Consider the following 16,930-nt stretch of genomic DNA (forward strand, 5'->3'; position numbering starts at 1 on the left):
TGATTAACTGCTCTTAGAAACGAAGAAGGCGACTAGAATCAAGCCGACAACCAAAGCTGTAGCGGCAATTCCTAGTATGAGATAAGTTCGTTTTTGCCCTTCTGTGGGAGGTTCTGCTTGATAAACCTTTGGTTCCCGAGCAAAATTATTCAGAAGGCCGCCTTCTTCATTGGTATAGGGCATGAATTAATTCCTTTATCTTGATACTTCATTTAATGTTACATAAATGCTAAATCCGCTCTGAAACTGCTAGACAAATCGTTACATTATTGGGAATTGGAATTGGGCATTTAAAAGAGGCAGAGGGGCGGGGTGCTGCTCTTGCTAAGGGGAAAAACTCCTCTTCCTTGCTCCCCATTCCCCATTCCCTAATTAGTAATCGTCCCGGTGAGAGGTGAACTAGGACTGGCGTAATCTTTGATCGGCATCCTGCCAGCAAGGTATGCTAGACGACCGGCGACTGCTGCTAAATTCATGGCACGAGCCATTGCTGCTGGGTTTGGAGAAAGAGCGATCGCACTATTAATCAATAAAGCATCTGCTCCCAATTCCATTGCTTGAGCAGCTTCTGAGGGTGAACCAATACCAGCATCTACCACCACTGGTACATTCGCATTTTCGATGATGATTTGGATGTTGGCGGTTGTTTTTAGCCCTTGTCCGGAACCAATTGGCGATGCCAACGGCATTACCGTCGCACAACCTACTTCTTCTAAACGCTTGGCTAACATAGGGTCAGCGTTAATATAGGGCAACACTGCAAAACCTTCTTTAACTAGTTGTTCTGCGGCTTGCAGCGTCCCAATTGGATCTGGGAGTAAATACTTAAGGTCAGGTATTACTTCTAACTTAATAAAGTTATTATCTTCCTGCCCTAACAATTTCGCCATTTCTCGCCCCAAACGCGCCACCCGAATTGCCTCTTCAGCAGTTTGGCAACCTGCGGTATTGGGCAACATCCAAATTTTTGTCCAATCTAAGGCTTCGGCTAAACCTTCATGTCCGGGGGCCTTGGTTTGTACCCGTCGTACAGCCACAGTGACAATCTGGCAATCACTGGCGGCAACGCTTTGTTGCATTTCTTCTATGCTGCGATACTTACCAGTTCCCGTCATCAAGCGGGATTGGAAGGTTTTGCCAGCAATAATTAGCGGCGAGTCTTGAATTGGGAGGGAGGATATAGCAGGACGATTACCGTTGGAGAAGTTGGCAGAATGAGTCAGCATTTGGGTGGAGGTAGATGGCTGGGATTGGAAGCGCGAATAGTGAAAATCAGCAAGTAGAGGAAGAGGATCGGGCTTTTGTTCTAAGATTAAATCGGCAATCAATGTGGCTGTTATGGGTGTAAGTAGAATCCCGTTACGGTAATGACCTGTAGCAAGGGTTAAATTTTGACAGTGGCTAGTACCAAGAATGGGTAACTCATCGGGGGTGGCTGGGCGAAATCCCCACCAGAACTCTTGGATCGGATAATCCTTTAATTGGGGATACAGCCGGATGGCAGCTTGTAATAATTTTTGAATGCCGTCTGGGGTATTGTTGGGGGTGAAGCCAACGTCTTCGCTTGTTGCCCCGATAATCAGGCGATCGCGTCTTGGTACGATGTAAATATTCTGCCCAAACAAAACCCGCTTCAAAGGCAAGTCCGGCGCAAACTCTGGTATTCCTACACTCAGCATTTGTCCTTTTCTGGGACGCACGGGTAGCGGCAATAACTCATTTGACCAAGCACCTGAAGCTAAAACATAATGCGCGGCGCGAATTATCCCAACATTGGTTTGCACGCCAACCACTTGTCCTTGCTGCTGTAAAAATGCTTCTACTGTAATACCGTCTTTGAGTTCAACACCAACACACTCAGCCGCAGTCCGCAATACGTGGGCTAAAGCCTTATTATCAACTTGTGCATCTTCAGGATACCACCAGCCACCAACGACCTCTGCTCCCAATCCTGGCTGATATTGATGAATTGCTTCTTTATTTAACCAGTAAGCGGGGGAAGAGGCAGGGGGGCAGTGGGAAGGGTGCAGAGGAGAGAAATTTTGTCCTTTCCCTCTGCTCCCTGCTCCCTGCTCCCTGCTCCCCTGCCCCACCGCCTCTTCAAAGACGGGTGCGAGAATACCACAGGCACGGTAGCCAGTATTTAAACCAGTTAGTTCTTCTAGTTTAGTTGTCCAGTCGGGATATAAAGCACGCGATCGCCAACACAATGAACGCATTGCCTCATTAGTGATGTTTTCCGCGTCTGGTGCTAACATCCCGGCGGCGGCGTGGGTAGCGGCAGCTTGAAAGTCACGACAAAGCACGGTGACGTTTGTCCCGCGCATTTTTAGCTCAATAGCGATCGCTAAACCAATAACGCCGCCACCAATAATTACGATCTCACTAGTCATTAGTCACTTGTACTGAGCGCAGCCGAAGTATTAGTCATTTATCATTAGCCATTTATCATTAGTACATAACTAATAACTCATAACTAATTAACTCATAACTTATAACTTATAACTCGTAACTAAAGACGGATATATCGTTACCACAAGGCGCGAATTGGTTCGTTGCCTTGATTGGAATCGGTAGATGGCGTGTTTTCGGAACTATCTGTACTGCCGTCTGTTGTACTGTCAGCAGGTGATGTTGAGTCATCAGAAGGATTCTGAGCAACACTGCTTCTGTTGTCAGGTCTTGGGGCTACAATACCGCGTCTGTTTTCGTTTGTTTCGCTTGTTTCAGTTGTTTCGTTTCCTTCCGTTGCAGTTTCTTCATTTTTGCTGCCAGCACTGCTATTAACATTGATATTAGCTGGCAGAACTTTTGCTGCTTTACCACTGGGAGCGTTAGCGCTTTGCACACCCATAGGAAAATTGATGCCTAGTAATGTACCAAGCAGAATGGCCAAACCTCCAGCCATTAAAATTAGGGGTGTCCATCTACCCATCTTGTCTTACTCCTTTTTAACCTTTTGGTGTCCACACTATTCGAGAACCTTGTCCCCAAAATCCATCAAACTTTGTCACTTTCACATCGCCTAAAACCTGAGTTTGGCAGGCTAAACGCAAGTCTGTTTTAGGAGAATGGGGAGGAAGCGAACGCCGGGCTCGATCGCGCCAATTCGCTGCTGATACTTCGCCCTCTACCTTAACCGCACAGGTTCCGCAACTGCCAATGCCCCGACAGTTTATTACCTTAGCACCGTCATTGTAGAGGTGAATACCATTTTGCAGCAAAATTGTTCGGAGATTGCTTCCGCTTACGCACTGAATTGTTTTACCTTCAGCTAGTACTTTAGGCATTTTTAAATTGCCAAACTGGCTTTTTGTTGTATATTGACACATTGCCTCGAAAGTTGTCTCGTCGGTCCCAGTTTTATGACCACAAATTCCTCACCTCAACTTTGGCTCTATGACACTACATTACGGGATGGCACTCAGCGCGAGGGGCTATCTGTATCGATAGAAGATAAGTTACGCATTGCCAAGAGACTCGATCAACTGGGAGTTCCCTTCATTGAAGGCGGTTGGCCTGGTGCTAATCCCAAGGATGTACAATTTTTCTGGCAACTCCAAGAAGATCCGCTAAAACAAGCTGAAATTGTGGCTTTTTGTTCGACTCGACGGCCCAACTCCACTGCCGCAACCGAACCGATGTTACAGGATATTTTGGCTGCGGGAACTCGCTGGGTAACGATTTTTGGTAAGTCTTGGGATTTACATGTCACAACTAGCCTCAAAACGACACTAGAAGAAAATTTGGCGATGATTCGTGACACCATTGAGTACCTCCGTTCTCAAGGTCGTCGCATTATCTACGATGCCGAACATTGGTTTGATGGTTATAAGCACAATCCAGATTATGCTTTACAAACATTAGAGGCTGCGATCGCATCTGGTGCTGAATGGCTAGTCCTCTGTGATACCAATGGCGGCACTTTACCTCATGAAATTGGGCAAATTGTACAAGATGTCAGTAGTCATTTGTCATTTGTCACTTGTCAAGAAACAATGACGAAGGACAACGGACAAAGGATAATTCCCCAAATTGGAATTCACACTCATAACGATTCAGAAATGGCGGTCGCTAACGCAATAGCCGCCGTGATGGCAGGGGCAAAGATGGTACAGGGCACAATTAATGGTTACGGTGAACGTTGCGGTAATGCTAACCTCTGTTCGTTAATTCCCAATTTACAACTGAAGCTGGGTTACAGTTGTATCACAGAAGACCAGCTAACACAACTTACAGAAGCTAGTCGTTTTGTTAGTGAAGTGGTCAACCTCGCGCCAGATGAACACGCTCCCTTTGTGGGACTTTCGGCTTTTGCCCACAAGGGTGGTATTCATGTATCAGCTGTAGAACGTAATCCCCTGACTTACGAACACATTCAGCCGGAACAAGTCGGGAATCATCGCCGCATTGTGATTTCTGAACAGTCTGGACTTAGCAATGTTCTAGCCAAAGCCCGCAGTTTTGGGATTGACCTCGATCAACTCAAGGCAGAAGCCAAGGAAATTCTCCAGCGTCTCAAAGATTTGGAGAGTGAAGGATTTCAATTTGAAGCAGCAGAGGCCAGTTTTGCACTACTGATGCACGAAGCTTTGGGAGGTCGCCAGAAGTTTTTTGAAGTCAAAGGTTTTCAAGTCCACTGTGACTTGGTTGAGGGAAAAGAAACTAGTAACGCCCTAGCTACAGTCAAAATCGCTGTTGACGGCAAAAATATTCTGGAGGCGGCGGAAGGTAACGGCCCCGTTGCAGCTTTGGATGCTGCTTTACGCAAGGCTTTGGTGAATTTTTATCCCCAAATAGCTACCTTTGATTTGACAGATTACAAAGTGCGAATTCTCAACGGACATACGGGGACTGCGGCAAAAACTCGTGTGTTGGTAGAATCCGGCAATGGTCGTCAGCGCTGGACGACGGTAGGGGTTTCCACCAATATTTTGGAGGCTTCCTATCAAGCGGTGGTGGAGGGCTTGGAATACGGTTTATTATTGCATTCCCAAGCAGAAGCGGCGGTGAAAGCTTCTACTTGAAAAAATGGGATATTTAATGTAGGGAAAGTTTGCGTTTTTCGATAATTGGGGGGAGCGATCGCCAAAGTGCGATCGCTTCCTATAAGCCAACACCAAACCTTGAAGAATTGAATTAAGGAAATACACCAAGTGCAACAGGTTTTCTGGGTAGGAATCGGTTGTAAGCGGGGAACCTCACGGCAATTGATTGATTGGGCTATTGAGGAAGCCTTTCGAGAAAATCAACTTTTTCAAAGTGCGATCGCAGGGGTTGCTACCATTAACACTAAAGCCTCGGAAGTTGGTTTAATAGAACTTTGCCACCTACGCAATTTCCCCCTAAAAACCTTTTCTGGCCAAATCCTTCGTTCTGTCTGTGTCCCCAACCCTGCCACAATTACTGACCACAAAGTAGGTACACCTAGCGTAGCAGAGGCAGCTGCTATTCTTGCAGCAACTCAAGCCTCGTTGTTAACTGCTTCCCCCTTTGGCAGCACAGAAGCATTGGGAGTGAGACTCTTAGTTCCTAAACAAATTTTCCAGCTACAAGGGCAACCAGGAGCTGTAACGTTAGCTGTTGCCCAAGCCTCAAATATTATGAGTATTACAAAAATTAACTAATTTTTCTAGTCAACAACTCTCAACAAATAGTTAATTATGCTAGAAACAATAGCTAGCACGATTGAACCTAACAAAGCAGGTAAAAAGCCCTGAATCTCAAAACCAGAACCAGGGGTTAAGGCACTTGCCAACCAAAGTGTTAAAGCATTGATTACCAATGTAAATAGACCAAAGGTGAGCAAGGTAATCGGAAAGGTCAAAATTTGCAAAATTGGTCTAATAAATGCGTTAACCAAACCAATAACCAGGGCAGCAACTAAGGCAACCACAAAATTCTTGATAAAGAATCCCGGAACGATATTAGCAGTAATAAATAACGCCACCGCAGTACCGAGCCAAGTTAATAAAAAGTGTTGCATAAGTTTTTTTAGAGGAATTAGCAGTAAGTTTAATTAATTTCACTGTTGCCAGTCGTGATTTGTAACACTATCAGGTGTCTTTCTGCTTGACTCATAAAGTTGCCATTATCTTTTGTCAGCCCAAAAGTAATGTAATTTTTCTGTCCTGGCATAGAAAGATATTTCTAATCGGTGTATCTTTATCGTATTGCAGGATGTACCGGATTAAATTCATAAAGAAGAATTCAGAAGTTAGAATGGGCTACGCCCCGCTTCTTTACGAGACGATGCGTGTAGCTTGCTTCTCCGTAAGAGTACGCTAACGGGAGCGGAGCCGGAGACTCCGAAAGCTCCGGTCAGAATCAAGATACTCTCTAAGAGTTGCTATGCCACAGGCTTTACACTCCGAAGCATCCCTTTTTCAGTCACAATACCCAACTAAATCCTGTTAGCGGTAGCGGGACGTTTAGCCCATCCTGACTCCTGAATTCTGTTTTGATAAAAAAATGCTGTGAAGCGCAAAACCCCTACAGAGGTTTATTGAAGTTGAAAAACCTCTGTACCCAATACTTTTCGGGTTTTGGGGGAAAGGGGAAAGGGAAAGAGAAATTCAAACCCTTTCCCTATTGCCCTTTAACCTTTCCCCAGACCAAAAGAGAGATTATTGGGTTTAACCGAAAAGTATTGCCTCTGTACCTTGGGAACTTCCAAAAAAGAAATAAGTTACCAGAACTTCGGAGCATCTTGCCTGTAACTTTGGTTACAAAGCAAAAGAGACGCTGGCTATGCCCCCTAGTAAGGCTAACGCTGCAAAAGAACCTCCCAGGTAGAGCCACCAACTACACCATCAGCTTCTAAACCATAGCGCTTTTGTGCTGCTTTCACAGCAGTCTCGGTTGTCTCACCAAAGTCTCCATCGGCATCGCCTTTCAAGAAACCAAGCTTTTTCAGTTGTTGTTGCAACTTAACAACTTCAGAACCACGTAACCCTATACGTAAAATTGGCAATCCTTCGGAGGTGTATTGAATACCAGGAGTTCGCTGAGTAGGTGTGTTTTTCTGAGTTCGAGTAGTTTGCCCAGTCCGTGTAGCTGACTGAGTTCTAGCAGTTGATGTAGTACGATTTGGCGTTTTTTGTGTGCTTGAAGTTGTAGCTTTTCTTGGGGTAGCAGGCCTTGGCTCAGGGCTAGTCGCAACTTGTGTTGTAGCTTTTTTTGGGGTAGCAGGTCTTGGCTCAGAGCTAGTTGCAACTTGTGTTGCAGCTTTTTTTGGGGTAGTAGGTCTTGGCTCAGGGCTAGTCGCGACTTGTGTTACAGCTTGTCTTGGGGGGTTGGGGTTAGGATTTGCAACGTTGGTGAGGCTGCTAGCCTGGGTTGGAACAGGAAAATTCGTAGCTGAGTTAAATCTTGGCTGGGATGAAGGGATAGTTGATGCTGCTACTGGTTGATTAGGGAAAAGTCTTTGCCAAGTGCTGGCATCAACAACGCCATCTGGATTTAAACCAGCTGCTTGTTTAAAACGGGCAACAGCACTGGCCGTATTCTCACTATAAATACCATCTACTGCACCAGAGTAAAAACCCAAAAGTTTCAGAGCTGCCTGAAGTTCAGATACGCGTTCGCCTTGGCTACCAACTTTGAGGTTAGGCCGACTGATGCTATCTCCAGGATTTATTTGGGCAATTTTTTGTGGCGCTGCTATTGATACTAAAGGCGTTGAGGCAATAAGCAGAGGCATTGCGGATAACAAGAGTATTTCAATGGCTGAGAAAGATTTAGACCTCTTTGTCCACCAACTTTTTTGCCGTTTTTCCATTCCACAGCGATTTACAGTGGGGTCTAGTAATTTTAAGTAACTCAAAATACTTGCTGTCAGGCTGCTTTGCATGGAATTTACTCCCAGAATATTCTCATGCTAATGGTACAGCCGCTTGGTCTAAAAAACAGCTGCTCTATTTACGATGTCTTCTCTGAGAGACGTTACAAGTTTTAATTACGCGATCGCTCGGTTAATTGCTTCTTCTTGACCAACTAAAGACAAATAAGGTGATTTTAAATACTTACTTGCAGCAGCGATCGCATCCTTGGCACTCACCGCCGCAATCAATTCTTGAAACTTGGTATCAAAATCAATTCCTAAGCCCAAAATTTCATACCAGCCATATATCTGAGCAATTTGCCCATTTGTTTGTTTACCCAAGGCGTACTGTCCCAGAATCTTATTTTTCGCAGCTTGCAGGGCGCTTTCAGATACTTCAGTGGTAGACAATAAATCTACTTCTGTACGCAGTCCTTCTAGGGCAATGCTGGTATTTTCCGGTGCTGTACCCATGTAAACTACAAATGAGGCTGGAAATAGCCTTGTGGAGTAAAAAGCAGATACTTCATAAGCTAAACCGCGTTTTTCGCGCAATTCGACAAACAAGCGACTAGAAAGCCCATTTCCCAAGTAGGTACACAACAACTTCAGGGCGGCGTAGTCAACAGAATTGACCGATGTTCCTAAATAACCAAGCATCACGATTGATTGTTGTGTCTGTACTGGCTTAACCTTTACCTGCGGTTCCACTTTAATCTCAGGTAAATTCAGTATTGGCAGTGCTTGGGCTGGCGCTTGCCAATCAGCAAAAACTTCTTCCACCAACGCTGCTGCGTCTGTAGATGTGACTCTCCCAGCAATGCTAATTACTACATTATCTGGGCGGAAATAAGTTTGATGATACTCTACCAAATCCGCACGAGTTAAGCTACTCATACTGGTTTCATCTCCCAGTACTGACATAGAGTAGGGATGATTTTGGTACATTACCTGCCGCATTTGTTCAAAGGCGACATTGAAAGGTTGCTCTTTTTGCGAACGAATATCTTGGAGTGCTAAACGCCGTTCTAGTTCCACTTGAGTTTCGGGAAAAGTAGGCGATCGCAAAATCCGCCCTGCCAATGCTAAAATTTCCGCAAAATCTAATGTTACCGTCTTGAAAGATAGCAAAAAATAATCAGTACCAGCATCCGCACTCAAACTTGCTCCTACAGACTCGACTTTTTCAGCAATTTCTAAGCTAGAAAGTCCATCGCATCCCTTTGTCATTACTGCTGATAGCAAATGCGCCAACCCTGCTTGCTCCCGGTTTTCGTTACAACTACCGGCACGCACAAAGATCCGCGCTGCAATAATATCCGCAGCAGGGTTTTCTGCCGCCAGCACGACAATGCCATTATTCAATACGGTGCGATGGATAGGTGATTTTTGCAGCAAGGTTGTCATTTGTCCTTTGTCATTTGTCATTTGTCCTTTGTCCTTTGTCAAAAACTAATGCCCCATTCCCAATTCCCAATACTTCTCTACGAGAGGCTGCGCCCTAAGCGTAGCTATACCGCAGGCTTTACGACTGCGCTTAGTACAAGTTCCCAATTCCCAATAACTAACAGGGTTTAAGTACAGTAACCGCATAGTTCTGCGGTGAGAGATATTGTTTAGCTAATTTTTGTAGTTCTTGAGCATCAAAAGACTGAATCTGCTGTGGATATGTCACAGCTAATTCAGCTTGGGCGATGGTATTGTAATATCCATAAAGCCCTGTCAGTTGATTTGGTGTTTCGGTAGAAAACGCATACTCATTACATAGCAACCTGCGTGTACGAGCAAGTTCTTGTTCGCTAATTCCTTCAGTCTGCAAATTATCCAAATGAGCGCAAATTAAAGACTCAACTTCTTCTAAATTTTCTGGTTCTAACCAGGCAGTAATTGTAAATAAACTTGATTCCCGTTGTAGAGAAAAACTACTATAAATTCCTTGTACCAATTGCAAGTCTTCTCGCAAATCACGCACTAAACGCGAAGTCCGCCCTTCTGCCAATAACACTGACAATAAATCTAGACCATAGCTAGTGCGGATTTCTTCTACTCCTGGTACCAACCACGCCATCAACAATCGTGCTTGTTCTATGCGTGGTAAACACAGTTCTTGACGGTGAATTCCTGTTATTACTGGCTTTGTCACTTTCTCAAACTGCGGACAATTCGAGCGTTCGGCAAAATCACTAAATGAACGATTTACTAATTCCCAAGCTGGTTGCTGGGCTATACCTCCGGCAATTACCACTGTCATATTTTCCGGCTGATAGTGGGCATGGTGAAAACAGCGCATTGCTTCTGGAGACTGCTGCATCAGTTCTTGCTCAGTACCCAACACCGAACGCCCGTAAGGGTGATGTGGATAGATGCTTTGAATCAGAGCTTGAAATCCTATCCAGTCGGAATCGTCCTGACAAGAGCGAATTTCCTCTAGCACCACGTCCCGTTCGCGGCTAAATTCATCTTCTGGAATTGCCGCATTGAGCAGTAGTTCGCCCAAATAGGGCAAAGTATCTTTTAAATAAGGGGCAGCTGTGGTGAGTGAATAATTAGCATAATCATAGCTTGTCGCCGCATTGCTTACGCCACCCCAGTTTTCAACTTTGGAATCGAACATTCCAGGGGGAAGCGTTGCCGTACCTTTAAAAATCATGTGTTCTAAAAAGTGCGCCATCCCAAACCACGGTTTTGGCTCTAGGCTTGCTCCAGCACGCACCCAAACATCAGCCACAACTACAGGAGTAGTGGGAATCTCTTGATGAATAAAAGTTAAACCACTCTCTAGTCGGAAGACTGAGGCTGGAAATACGGTATTAGTTAGTTGTTTTAACAATTTTTGTAGCTTTAACCACAATTCAACGCAATTGTGTAATCTTAACTCTGAACGATACCTCATTTAGAATCAAGTTATACAGATTTAGTAAAATTGTGCTATTACTGTCCTCCAGATTACCGAAAAATTAAAAGCGTTATGCATTGAGAGGAAAATCGCAATATTACAGAGACGCGATAAATCGCCGTCTCTACAAAGAATTTAATTCCTTGACAGACTACTATTTCCGACTTGTGTGTACATCGTAGCCCTTTACCAAGAGCAGGGTTGGGGAGGGGGATGTACCTCATGTACTTGCAAAACACTGTAGTTAAAACACCGGAATCTCAATGACAAATTCTGTTCCTTCACCAAGCACAGAATTGCACCTCAACCGCCCATTATGGGTTTCCTCGACAATTTGACGAGCGATCGCTAATCCTAATCCTGTCCCCTTTCCAACCTCTTTTGTTGTAAACAGGTGGTCAAAGATCCTTGCTTTAATCTCCTCTGGCATCCCCTGACCGTTATCTTTGATGCGAATTGCCACCTTGCTTTGGTCACTGGATACTTCGGTGTTAATCAGTATTTGGTGATGATTGGCTTGCGCTTGGGCAAAAGAAAGCCCCTCACTGGATGTATCTAAGGCATCAATTGCATTAGCGAGGATGTTCATAAATACTTGATTTAATTGTCCTAAAAAGCACTTAACTAGTGGCAATTTACCGTATTCGGTGATAACTTCAATTGCTGGACGTTTTTCGTTAGCTTTGAGGCGATACTTCAAAATCAACAGCGTACTCTCAATCCCTTCATGGAGATTACAAGCAACTTTTTCGGTTGTATCGGCTCTGGAGAAAGTGCGAAGACTAATGCTAATGTCTTTAATCCGTTCGCTTGCCACCTTCATTGAGCTTACGAGTTTTGGTAAGTCTTGAGTCAAGAATTCTAGGTCAATTTCTTCGCCATGCTCAATGACTGCGATCGCAGAAGTGGGATGATGTTGTTGGTAGCATTGGATATGGGCGAGTAAGTCTTGAATATACTCTTCGGCATTGTTAAGGCTGCCTTTCAAAAATCCAATGGGATTATTAATTTCATGTGCCACCCCAGCAACCAAATTACCCAAGGTTGCCATTTTTTCATTTTGCACCATTTGTAATTGGGTATGCTCTAGTTCTTGTAGCGATCGCTCTAACTGTTGGGCATAATTTTGAGATTCTTGATAAAGACGGGCATTTTCTAGAGAGATGGCGGCTTGAGCGCATAGCAGTTGGATAACTTCGGTGCGATCGCTTGTAAATGCGCCAATCGTCAACTTATTTTCCAGATATAGTAACCCGATTAATTGGCCATGACGCAAAATCGGCGTACACAACACACTTTTGGGTTGTTGCTGCATCAAATATTGGTCAGTAATAAAATCGTTTTTTACTGTTGCATTATCCAGCACCACAGTTTTTAAGCTGTGTTTGACATAGTTTACCAATGCGATCGGAATGTTTTGGCTGCTTGACAATGGTACAGATACTAGAGTCACCCCTTCATTGATGGTGGCTACAGCTTTAACCACTAAGTTGCCCTGTTCGAGTACAAGTAGGGCAGCTTTTTTCGCTCCAGCATTTTCCATTACCACTTGCAAAAGAGTAGCGAGCAATTGCTCTAATTGAATTTCACTGGAGAGAACTTGTGCGGCTTTAAAGATGGTGGCAAAATCGAGGGCTTCAGAAATACTGCTGCTAGAAAGATTTGTGTGAATGGTTTGATGTGGGAATGACGAGCCATCAATGGTTGAACTCAGTTGTAACTGATGATGCTGCCCTTGTAAGATGGGAGCCAGAAGTTGAGGATAGCGTTTTTCTAAATCCTCCGTTTTGGTTTTAGCGCCCCAACGAGCATAACAGTAATAAGCTTCTTGCATATAAACTTGGGCGATTTTTTCTTTGCCCCAGTCGAGGTAGAACTTGGCAGCTAGCTCATTGCTCAAAGCTTCTTCTTGGATATATTGGTTTGCTTTCGCTAGAGTTATGGCGCGATCGTATAATTCTATTGCTGCCAACTTGTCGCCCAGAACCCGATAGCGTTCTGCTTCCACCAAATCAAATTTGTGCTGGAAATTCATCGGTGCAAATTTGGCTCGAAACTGCAATTTTTCCTGATTTTCGCCAACCTTTAAGAGTAATTGTTCTTGTTGAGATGGTTCCGCCGTTGGATAGACAGCAAGCCGAGATAAAGAATCGTAGTAGTAGAAGACAGGCACAGATAACATTCCTGCGCCACCGTTAAGGTATTGCTCTCCCTGATTTCCATTTTCAACTGCCGCCGGAAAATTCTCAAACAAATAACTAAGCGTTAATTTACTTAGGAAAAATACATGAAGTGTTAATTCGTCATTTTCTTTAATGAGCGCAGATAATAGTTGTTCATCTTGATAATCTTCACCAATGAAGCGCTCTGGATTATCGCTAGATTCGGTTAAATTGTTAATGCTCTGACAGATTATATTCGACCAATTTAATAAGCGCTGATTTTGGGCGAAATTAGACTCGTAAGCTTTGATATCTGCTAGCAAGACTTCCAAAACTTCTGTGCCACTTAAATAGACATAGAATAGCTTGAAAATCATCGATGCCAGCACATGAAAAAAATCGCCTGTTTCTAATCCAAGAGTATGGGATTCCTGTAATAAACTAATTGAGGTGCGAACATGTTGTTTATTAAATTGATTCAATGCACTTACCTTAAATAGAGTCATACTTTGAACAGATTTTGCTTTAAATCTATCTACAAGCATTAAAGCTAGCTGGCCAAATTCGTAGCCTGACTCGATTTGGTTACAAATATTAAGTACAATTCCAAAATCTGCATATCCTGGTGCAGAAAGTGGTGCATTGCCGTATTTAAGAGATAAATTCACCTCTTCGCAGGCAATAATTGGGAACAGATAAGGCGCAGCCTGGTGGATGGCGGGAGCAATGCTAGCCATAATCCGCAAAGCAACCAAAGCTTTGGTATCGTCCATCAATGGCAAATCAACTAAGCCCTCAATACTTCTGGCTGCCAAAGTAGAGAGCGTATTGACTACATATTGCTGAATGTCTGGACGTGTTACTGATTCAGGTAATGTTACCCCAAGTTGAGCCAGAAGTTCACGCCCAGTTGCGATCGCTTTGAATGATTGATTCCGCACCTGATCGGCTTGGAGTTCCACTTCATAAACTTTTACCCTATCCAGTAAGGTGGTTGTTTCTTCCATGACAACCTGGATAAGAGATTCCATCTGCTCAAATTCATTGTTGAGAAAGGTAGCTTCGGCAGCTTCTTCGTATAAACTTCGAGTCAGTTCATAGGCGATTTTCCAACTATTAATTGTCAGCAATTGTATTCCCGACTTGAGATAATGAATTGCTGCACCATAAGCAGTAGCTTCTTTCGCTTTTCGACCAGCATTCAAATTTAACTGAGCTAATTGTTGACGTTCACTTGGCTGGGTGATTAGCGATATTCCACAATTCAACTGACTTACAATCTCAAAAATTCGCTCCTCTTGCTGAGACTCAGAGGTATTTTGCAAGAGTAATTGGCCAACTTTAAGATGGGTAAATTGTTTCTCTTTATCTGGAATTAGCAAATAGGCAGCTTGCTGCACGCGATCGTGTAAAAATTTGTAGATAGGGACTTGTAAATTGGAATTTAGAGGATTTGAGTTACAATCATGCCCACTATCTTGAAAAAATTTATAAACTTCACTAGTAGGTAAAACTAACCTTTCTTGTAAAGCTTTCCATAAAGACGCTGCCGTTTCAATTTCCGATTGTTCAGAAACAATTGCTAAGGTTAGCAAATCAAACTGGTTGCCAATACATGCGGCTAATTTCAACACATTTTGCGTTGCTGTTGGCAACTTCTGCAACTGTAGCGCTACGAACTCTACCACATCATCGGTCAGAGCAAGTGCTTTCACAGCAGCAATATCACATTGCCAGCAACTTTGAGTAAAATTAAAAGTAATCAGTCCATCTTCATATAATGCTTTGAGAAATTGCGTTGCAAAAAATGGATTGCCTTGAGTTTTTTGATAGACGAGTTGCGTTAGAGGTTGGGCAATTTCACTTGAACAACTAAAGGTATCAACCATCAATTGATTTAAACTAGCTTTATTTAACGGAGCTAAAGCAATAGTATGAATCGTAGCATTGGCTTTGCGAATATCCGCTAAAGTCAACATTAACGGATGCGCGGTAGATACTTCATTATCTCGATAAGCTCCAATTAAAAGTAAAGCTCCACTTCCTGACTCGTTCATCAGCAGCTGCATCAATTTGAGTGATGCAGAATCAGCCCACTGCAAATCATCAAGGAAAATTACTAGTGGATGTTCTTTTGTGGTGAATACTTGAATGAATTTTTGAAAGAGTAAATTAAAGCGATTCTGGGCTGCACTTGGTGAGAGTTCCGTTGCAGGTGGTTGTTGACCAATAATTTGTTCGAGTTCTGGAATTACTTCAAGAATAACTTGCCCCTGATCGCCCAGCACTTGTAAAACTTTATTTTTCCAAGTTGACAATTGGACATCACTTTCACTCAGCAATTGTCCCATTAAGTCTCGAAATGCCTGTACAAAAGCAGAGAAAGGAATATTACGATTAAATTGGTCAAATTTGCCTTTGATGAAGTAACCCCTCTGTCGGACAATGGGTTTGTGAACCTCGTTGACCAAAGCCGTTTTCCCAATACCAGAAAAACCAGCCACCAGCATTAGTTCCGTCTGATTGTTGGTAACGCGGTCAAAGGCTTTGAGAAGAGTTTCAACTTCAGGCTCACGACCATAGAGTTTTTCTGGGATAATAAAGCGATCGCACACATCCCGTTGGGCAATTGGGAAGCTTGCAATTTTTCCCGTTTCTTTGAGTTGAGCCAAACAATTTTCTAAATCATATTGCAACCCAAATGCGCTCTGATAGCGGTCTTCGGCATTTTTCGCCATCAGTTTATTCACAATGGATGAGAGTACAGGCGCAATTTGCGGATTAATCTCATGTACTAAAGGCGGAAGTTTTGCAATATGACAATGTACCAATTCCATCGGATCGTGTGATTTAAATGGTAATTGCCCTGTTAATAACTCGTAAAAAGTTACACCTAGAGAATAAAAATCAGTCCGGTAGTCAATTCCCCGATTCATTCGTCCAGTTTGCTCTGGTGATAAATAGCCAAGTGTTCCTTCTAGCACATTAGGACTCATCAAGATTTGAGTTTCCCGTGGCAACAGAGATGCAATACTAAAGTCTATTAACTTAACTTCTTTAGTGTGTGGATTAATTAAAATATTGGCGGGTTTAATATCTTTGTGAATGACCCGATGGCGAATTAGAATATCTAATATATTGCACAGTGCGATCGCTACTTGTAAAAACTCTTGTAGAGACACAATATATCGTGTCTCTACAGAGGTCAAATAATCTTTGAGAGAAATTCCCCCAAAGTCTTCCATCACTAACACATAGCCATTCTGATAGGGTTCCAGGCTGTATGTTTGAATGATTCCAGGTAGATTTAAGTTTTTGGCGATGGTGAACTGGTTCCGAAACTGTATCAATTCAATGAAACTGGGATAAACAGTTTTCATCAGCTTAATCACCACAGATTTTTGGTCATTTTCTCGATTAGCACGATAAACCAAGGTTCGAGAACCATTGTAGAGTTCTTTGCTAACGTGATATCCGGGAATGCTGACCATACGGCTTAATTCTTGAGACTTCACTATTTAGTTTTCCCAAAAACATGGCAATATTTACTATCAGTTCACTCATTTTGAGATGGTAGAAGGAATTAATTTCATGATGTGAAAGGAATCGATAACCAATTGCATTGAACGGCCTGGCAAGAGATGTTAAAAATATATCTCCAAAAATGAATGTAGAGACGTAACAGTTATACGTTATACATCTCTACAAGCGGAGTGGAATTATTCAAGTTTAATAAGTACTCAACTAAACATGAATCACGTTAGTTTAGGATTTCTGGTTTTTACTACAAGTAATAATCATTTAAATAATTAAAGCTCCCAAATTCTAACTGATTTTGGGAGCTAATAATTTTAAGTTCACCGCGACGCCGTTTTACCTAAGTTTATGACCTGGGTTTATCCAGGTGGGAACCTAAATTCCTCGTTTAAAGTTTCCGGGTACATGCCCGGTATACTGCCACGAGAACAGTTGACTCCCTTGTCATTAAAGGCATAGATCAAAAAACTTGATGGCAGTCACCAACGTCGTAGTGCAACTCACTCATTATAG

Annotated in this window: 11 protein-coding genes and 1 other RNA gene; 2 read left to right on the forward strand and 10 right to left on the reverse strand. The window is 43.1% G+C overall.

Features of this window, described 5'->3' with window-relative positions:
- Nucleotides 1–3: 3 nt before the first annotated feature.
- From psb34 to NPUN_RS20510, 4 genes are all read right to left on the reverse strand, one after another.
- On the reverse strand, nt 4–183 hold the full coding sequence (gene psb34, locus NPUN_RS20495; protein ID WP_012410406.1) for a photosystem II assembly protein Psb34: 180 nt from the start codon (nt 181–183) through the stop codon (nt 4–6).
- 185 nt (nt 184–368) lie between these two features.
- On the reverse strand, nt 369–2,393 hold the full coding sequence (gene thiO / locus NPUN_RS44200) for a glycine oxidase ThiO (protein ID WP_012410407.1): 2,025 nt from the start codon (nt 2,391–2,393) through the stop codon (nt 369–371).
- A gap of 137 nt (nt 2,394–2,530) precedes the next feature.
- A complete protein-coding gene (locus NPUN_RS20505) occupies nt 2,531–2,935 on the reverse strand; it encodes a hypothetical protein (RefSeq protein ID WP_012410408.1) in 405 nt (134 codons plus the stop codon).
- A 16-nt stretch (nt 2,936–2,951) separates the two neighbouring features.
- Nucleotides 2,952–3,290 carry a 2Fe-2S iron-sulfur cluster-binding protein gene (locus NPUN_RS20510; RefSeq protein WP_041566319.1) on the reverse strand — a complete coding sequence of 113 codons (339 nt, stop codon included), beginning with the start codon at nt 3,288–3,290 and terminating at the stop codon, nt 2,952–2,954.
- Between the two features lie 75 nt (nt 3,291–3,365).
- On the opposite strand from NPUN_RS20510, the gene cimA reads away from it, so the two are divergent.
- Both cimA and NPUN_RS20520 read left to right on the forward strand, forming a co-directional pair.
- Complete coding sequence (cimA, locus tag NPUN_RS20515) at nt 3,366–5,027, forward strand: citramalate synthase (protein WP_012410410.1); 1,662 nt, start codon at nt 3,366–3,368, stop codon at nt 5,025–5,027.
- 129 nt (nt 5,028–5,156) lie between these two features.
- Nucleotides 5,157–5,627, forward strand: a complete 471-nt coding sequence (locus NPUN_RS20520; protein ID WP_012410411.1) for a cobalamin biosynthesis protein — start codon at nt 5,157–5,159, stop codon at nt 5,625–5,627.
- 5 nt (nt 5,628–5,632) lie between these two features.
- Here the strand turns inward: NPUN_RS20520 and NPUN_RS20525 are convergent, their stop codons facing one another.
- The 6 genes from NPUN_RS20525 to ssrS all read right to left on the reverse strand — a co-directional run bounded on the left by NPUN_RS20525 (nt 5,633) and on the right by ssrS (nt 16,917).
- Nucleotides 5,633–5,986, reverse strand: a complete 354-nt coding sequence (locus NPUN_RS20525) for a phage holin family protein (protein ID WP_012410412.1) — start codon at nt 5,984–5,986, stop codon at nt 5,633–5,635.
- A 780-nt stretch (nt 5,987–6,766) separates the two neighbouring features.
- Nucleotides 6,767–7,852 (reverse strand): peptidoglycan-binding domain-containing protein, encoded by a 1,086-nt coding sequence (locus NPUN_RS20530; protein ID WP_012410413.1) that lies wholly within the window; start codon nt 7,850–7,852, stop codon nt 6,767–6,769.
- A 105-nt stretch (nt 7,853–7,957) separates the two neighbouring features.
- The gene (locus tag NPUN_RS20535) at nt 7,958–9,229 is read right to left on the reverse strand and encodes a M16 family metallopeptidase (RefSeq protein WP_041566321.1); all 1,272 of its coding nucleotides are present in this window, start codon (nt 9,227–9,229) and stop codon (nt 7,958–7,960) included.
- A 157-nt stretch (nt 9,230–9,386) separates the two neighbouring features.
- Nucleotides 9,387–10,715, reverse strand: coding sequence for a M16 family metallopeptidase (locus NPUN_RS20540; RefSeq protein ID WP_012410415.1), 1,329 nt, complete (start codon nt 10,713–10,715; stop codon nt 9,387–9,389).
- A 247-nt stretch (nt 10,716–10,962) separates the two neighbouring features.
- Entirely contained in the window at nt 10,963–16,371 is a 5,409-nt protein-coding gene (locus NPUN_RS20545) for a trifunctional serine/threonine-protein kinase/ATP-binding protein/sensor histidine kinase (protein ID WP_041565531.1), read from the reverse strand.
- Nucleotides 16,372–16,733: 362 nt separating this feature from the next.
- Nucleotides 16,734–16,917: non-coding RNA, 6S RNA (gene ssrS / locus NPUN_RS38355), on the reverse strand.
- Between the last annotated feature and the right edge of the window lie 13 nt (nt 16,918–16,930).

This window comes from Nostoc punctiforme PCC 73102 (assembly GCF_000020025.1).
Classification (GTDB): domain Bacteria; phylum Cyanobacteriota; class Cyanobacteriia; order Cyanobacteriales; family Nostocaceae; genus Nostoc; species Nostoc punctiforme.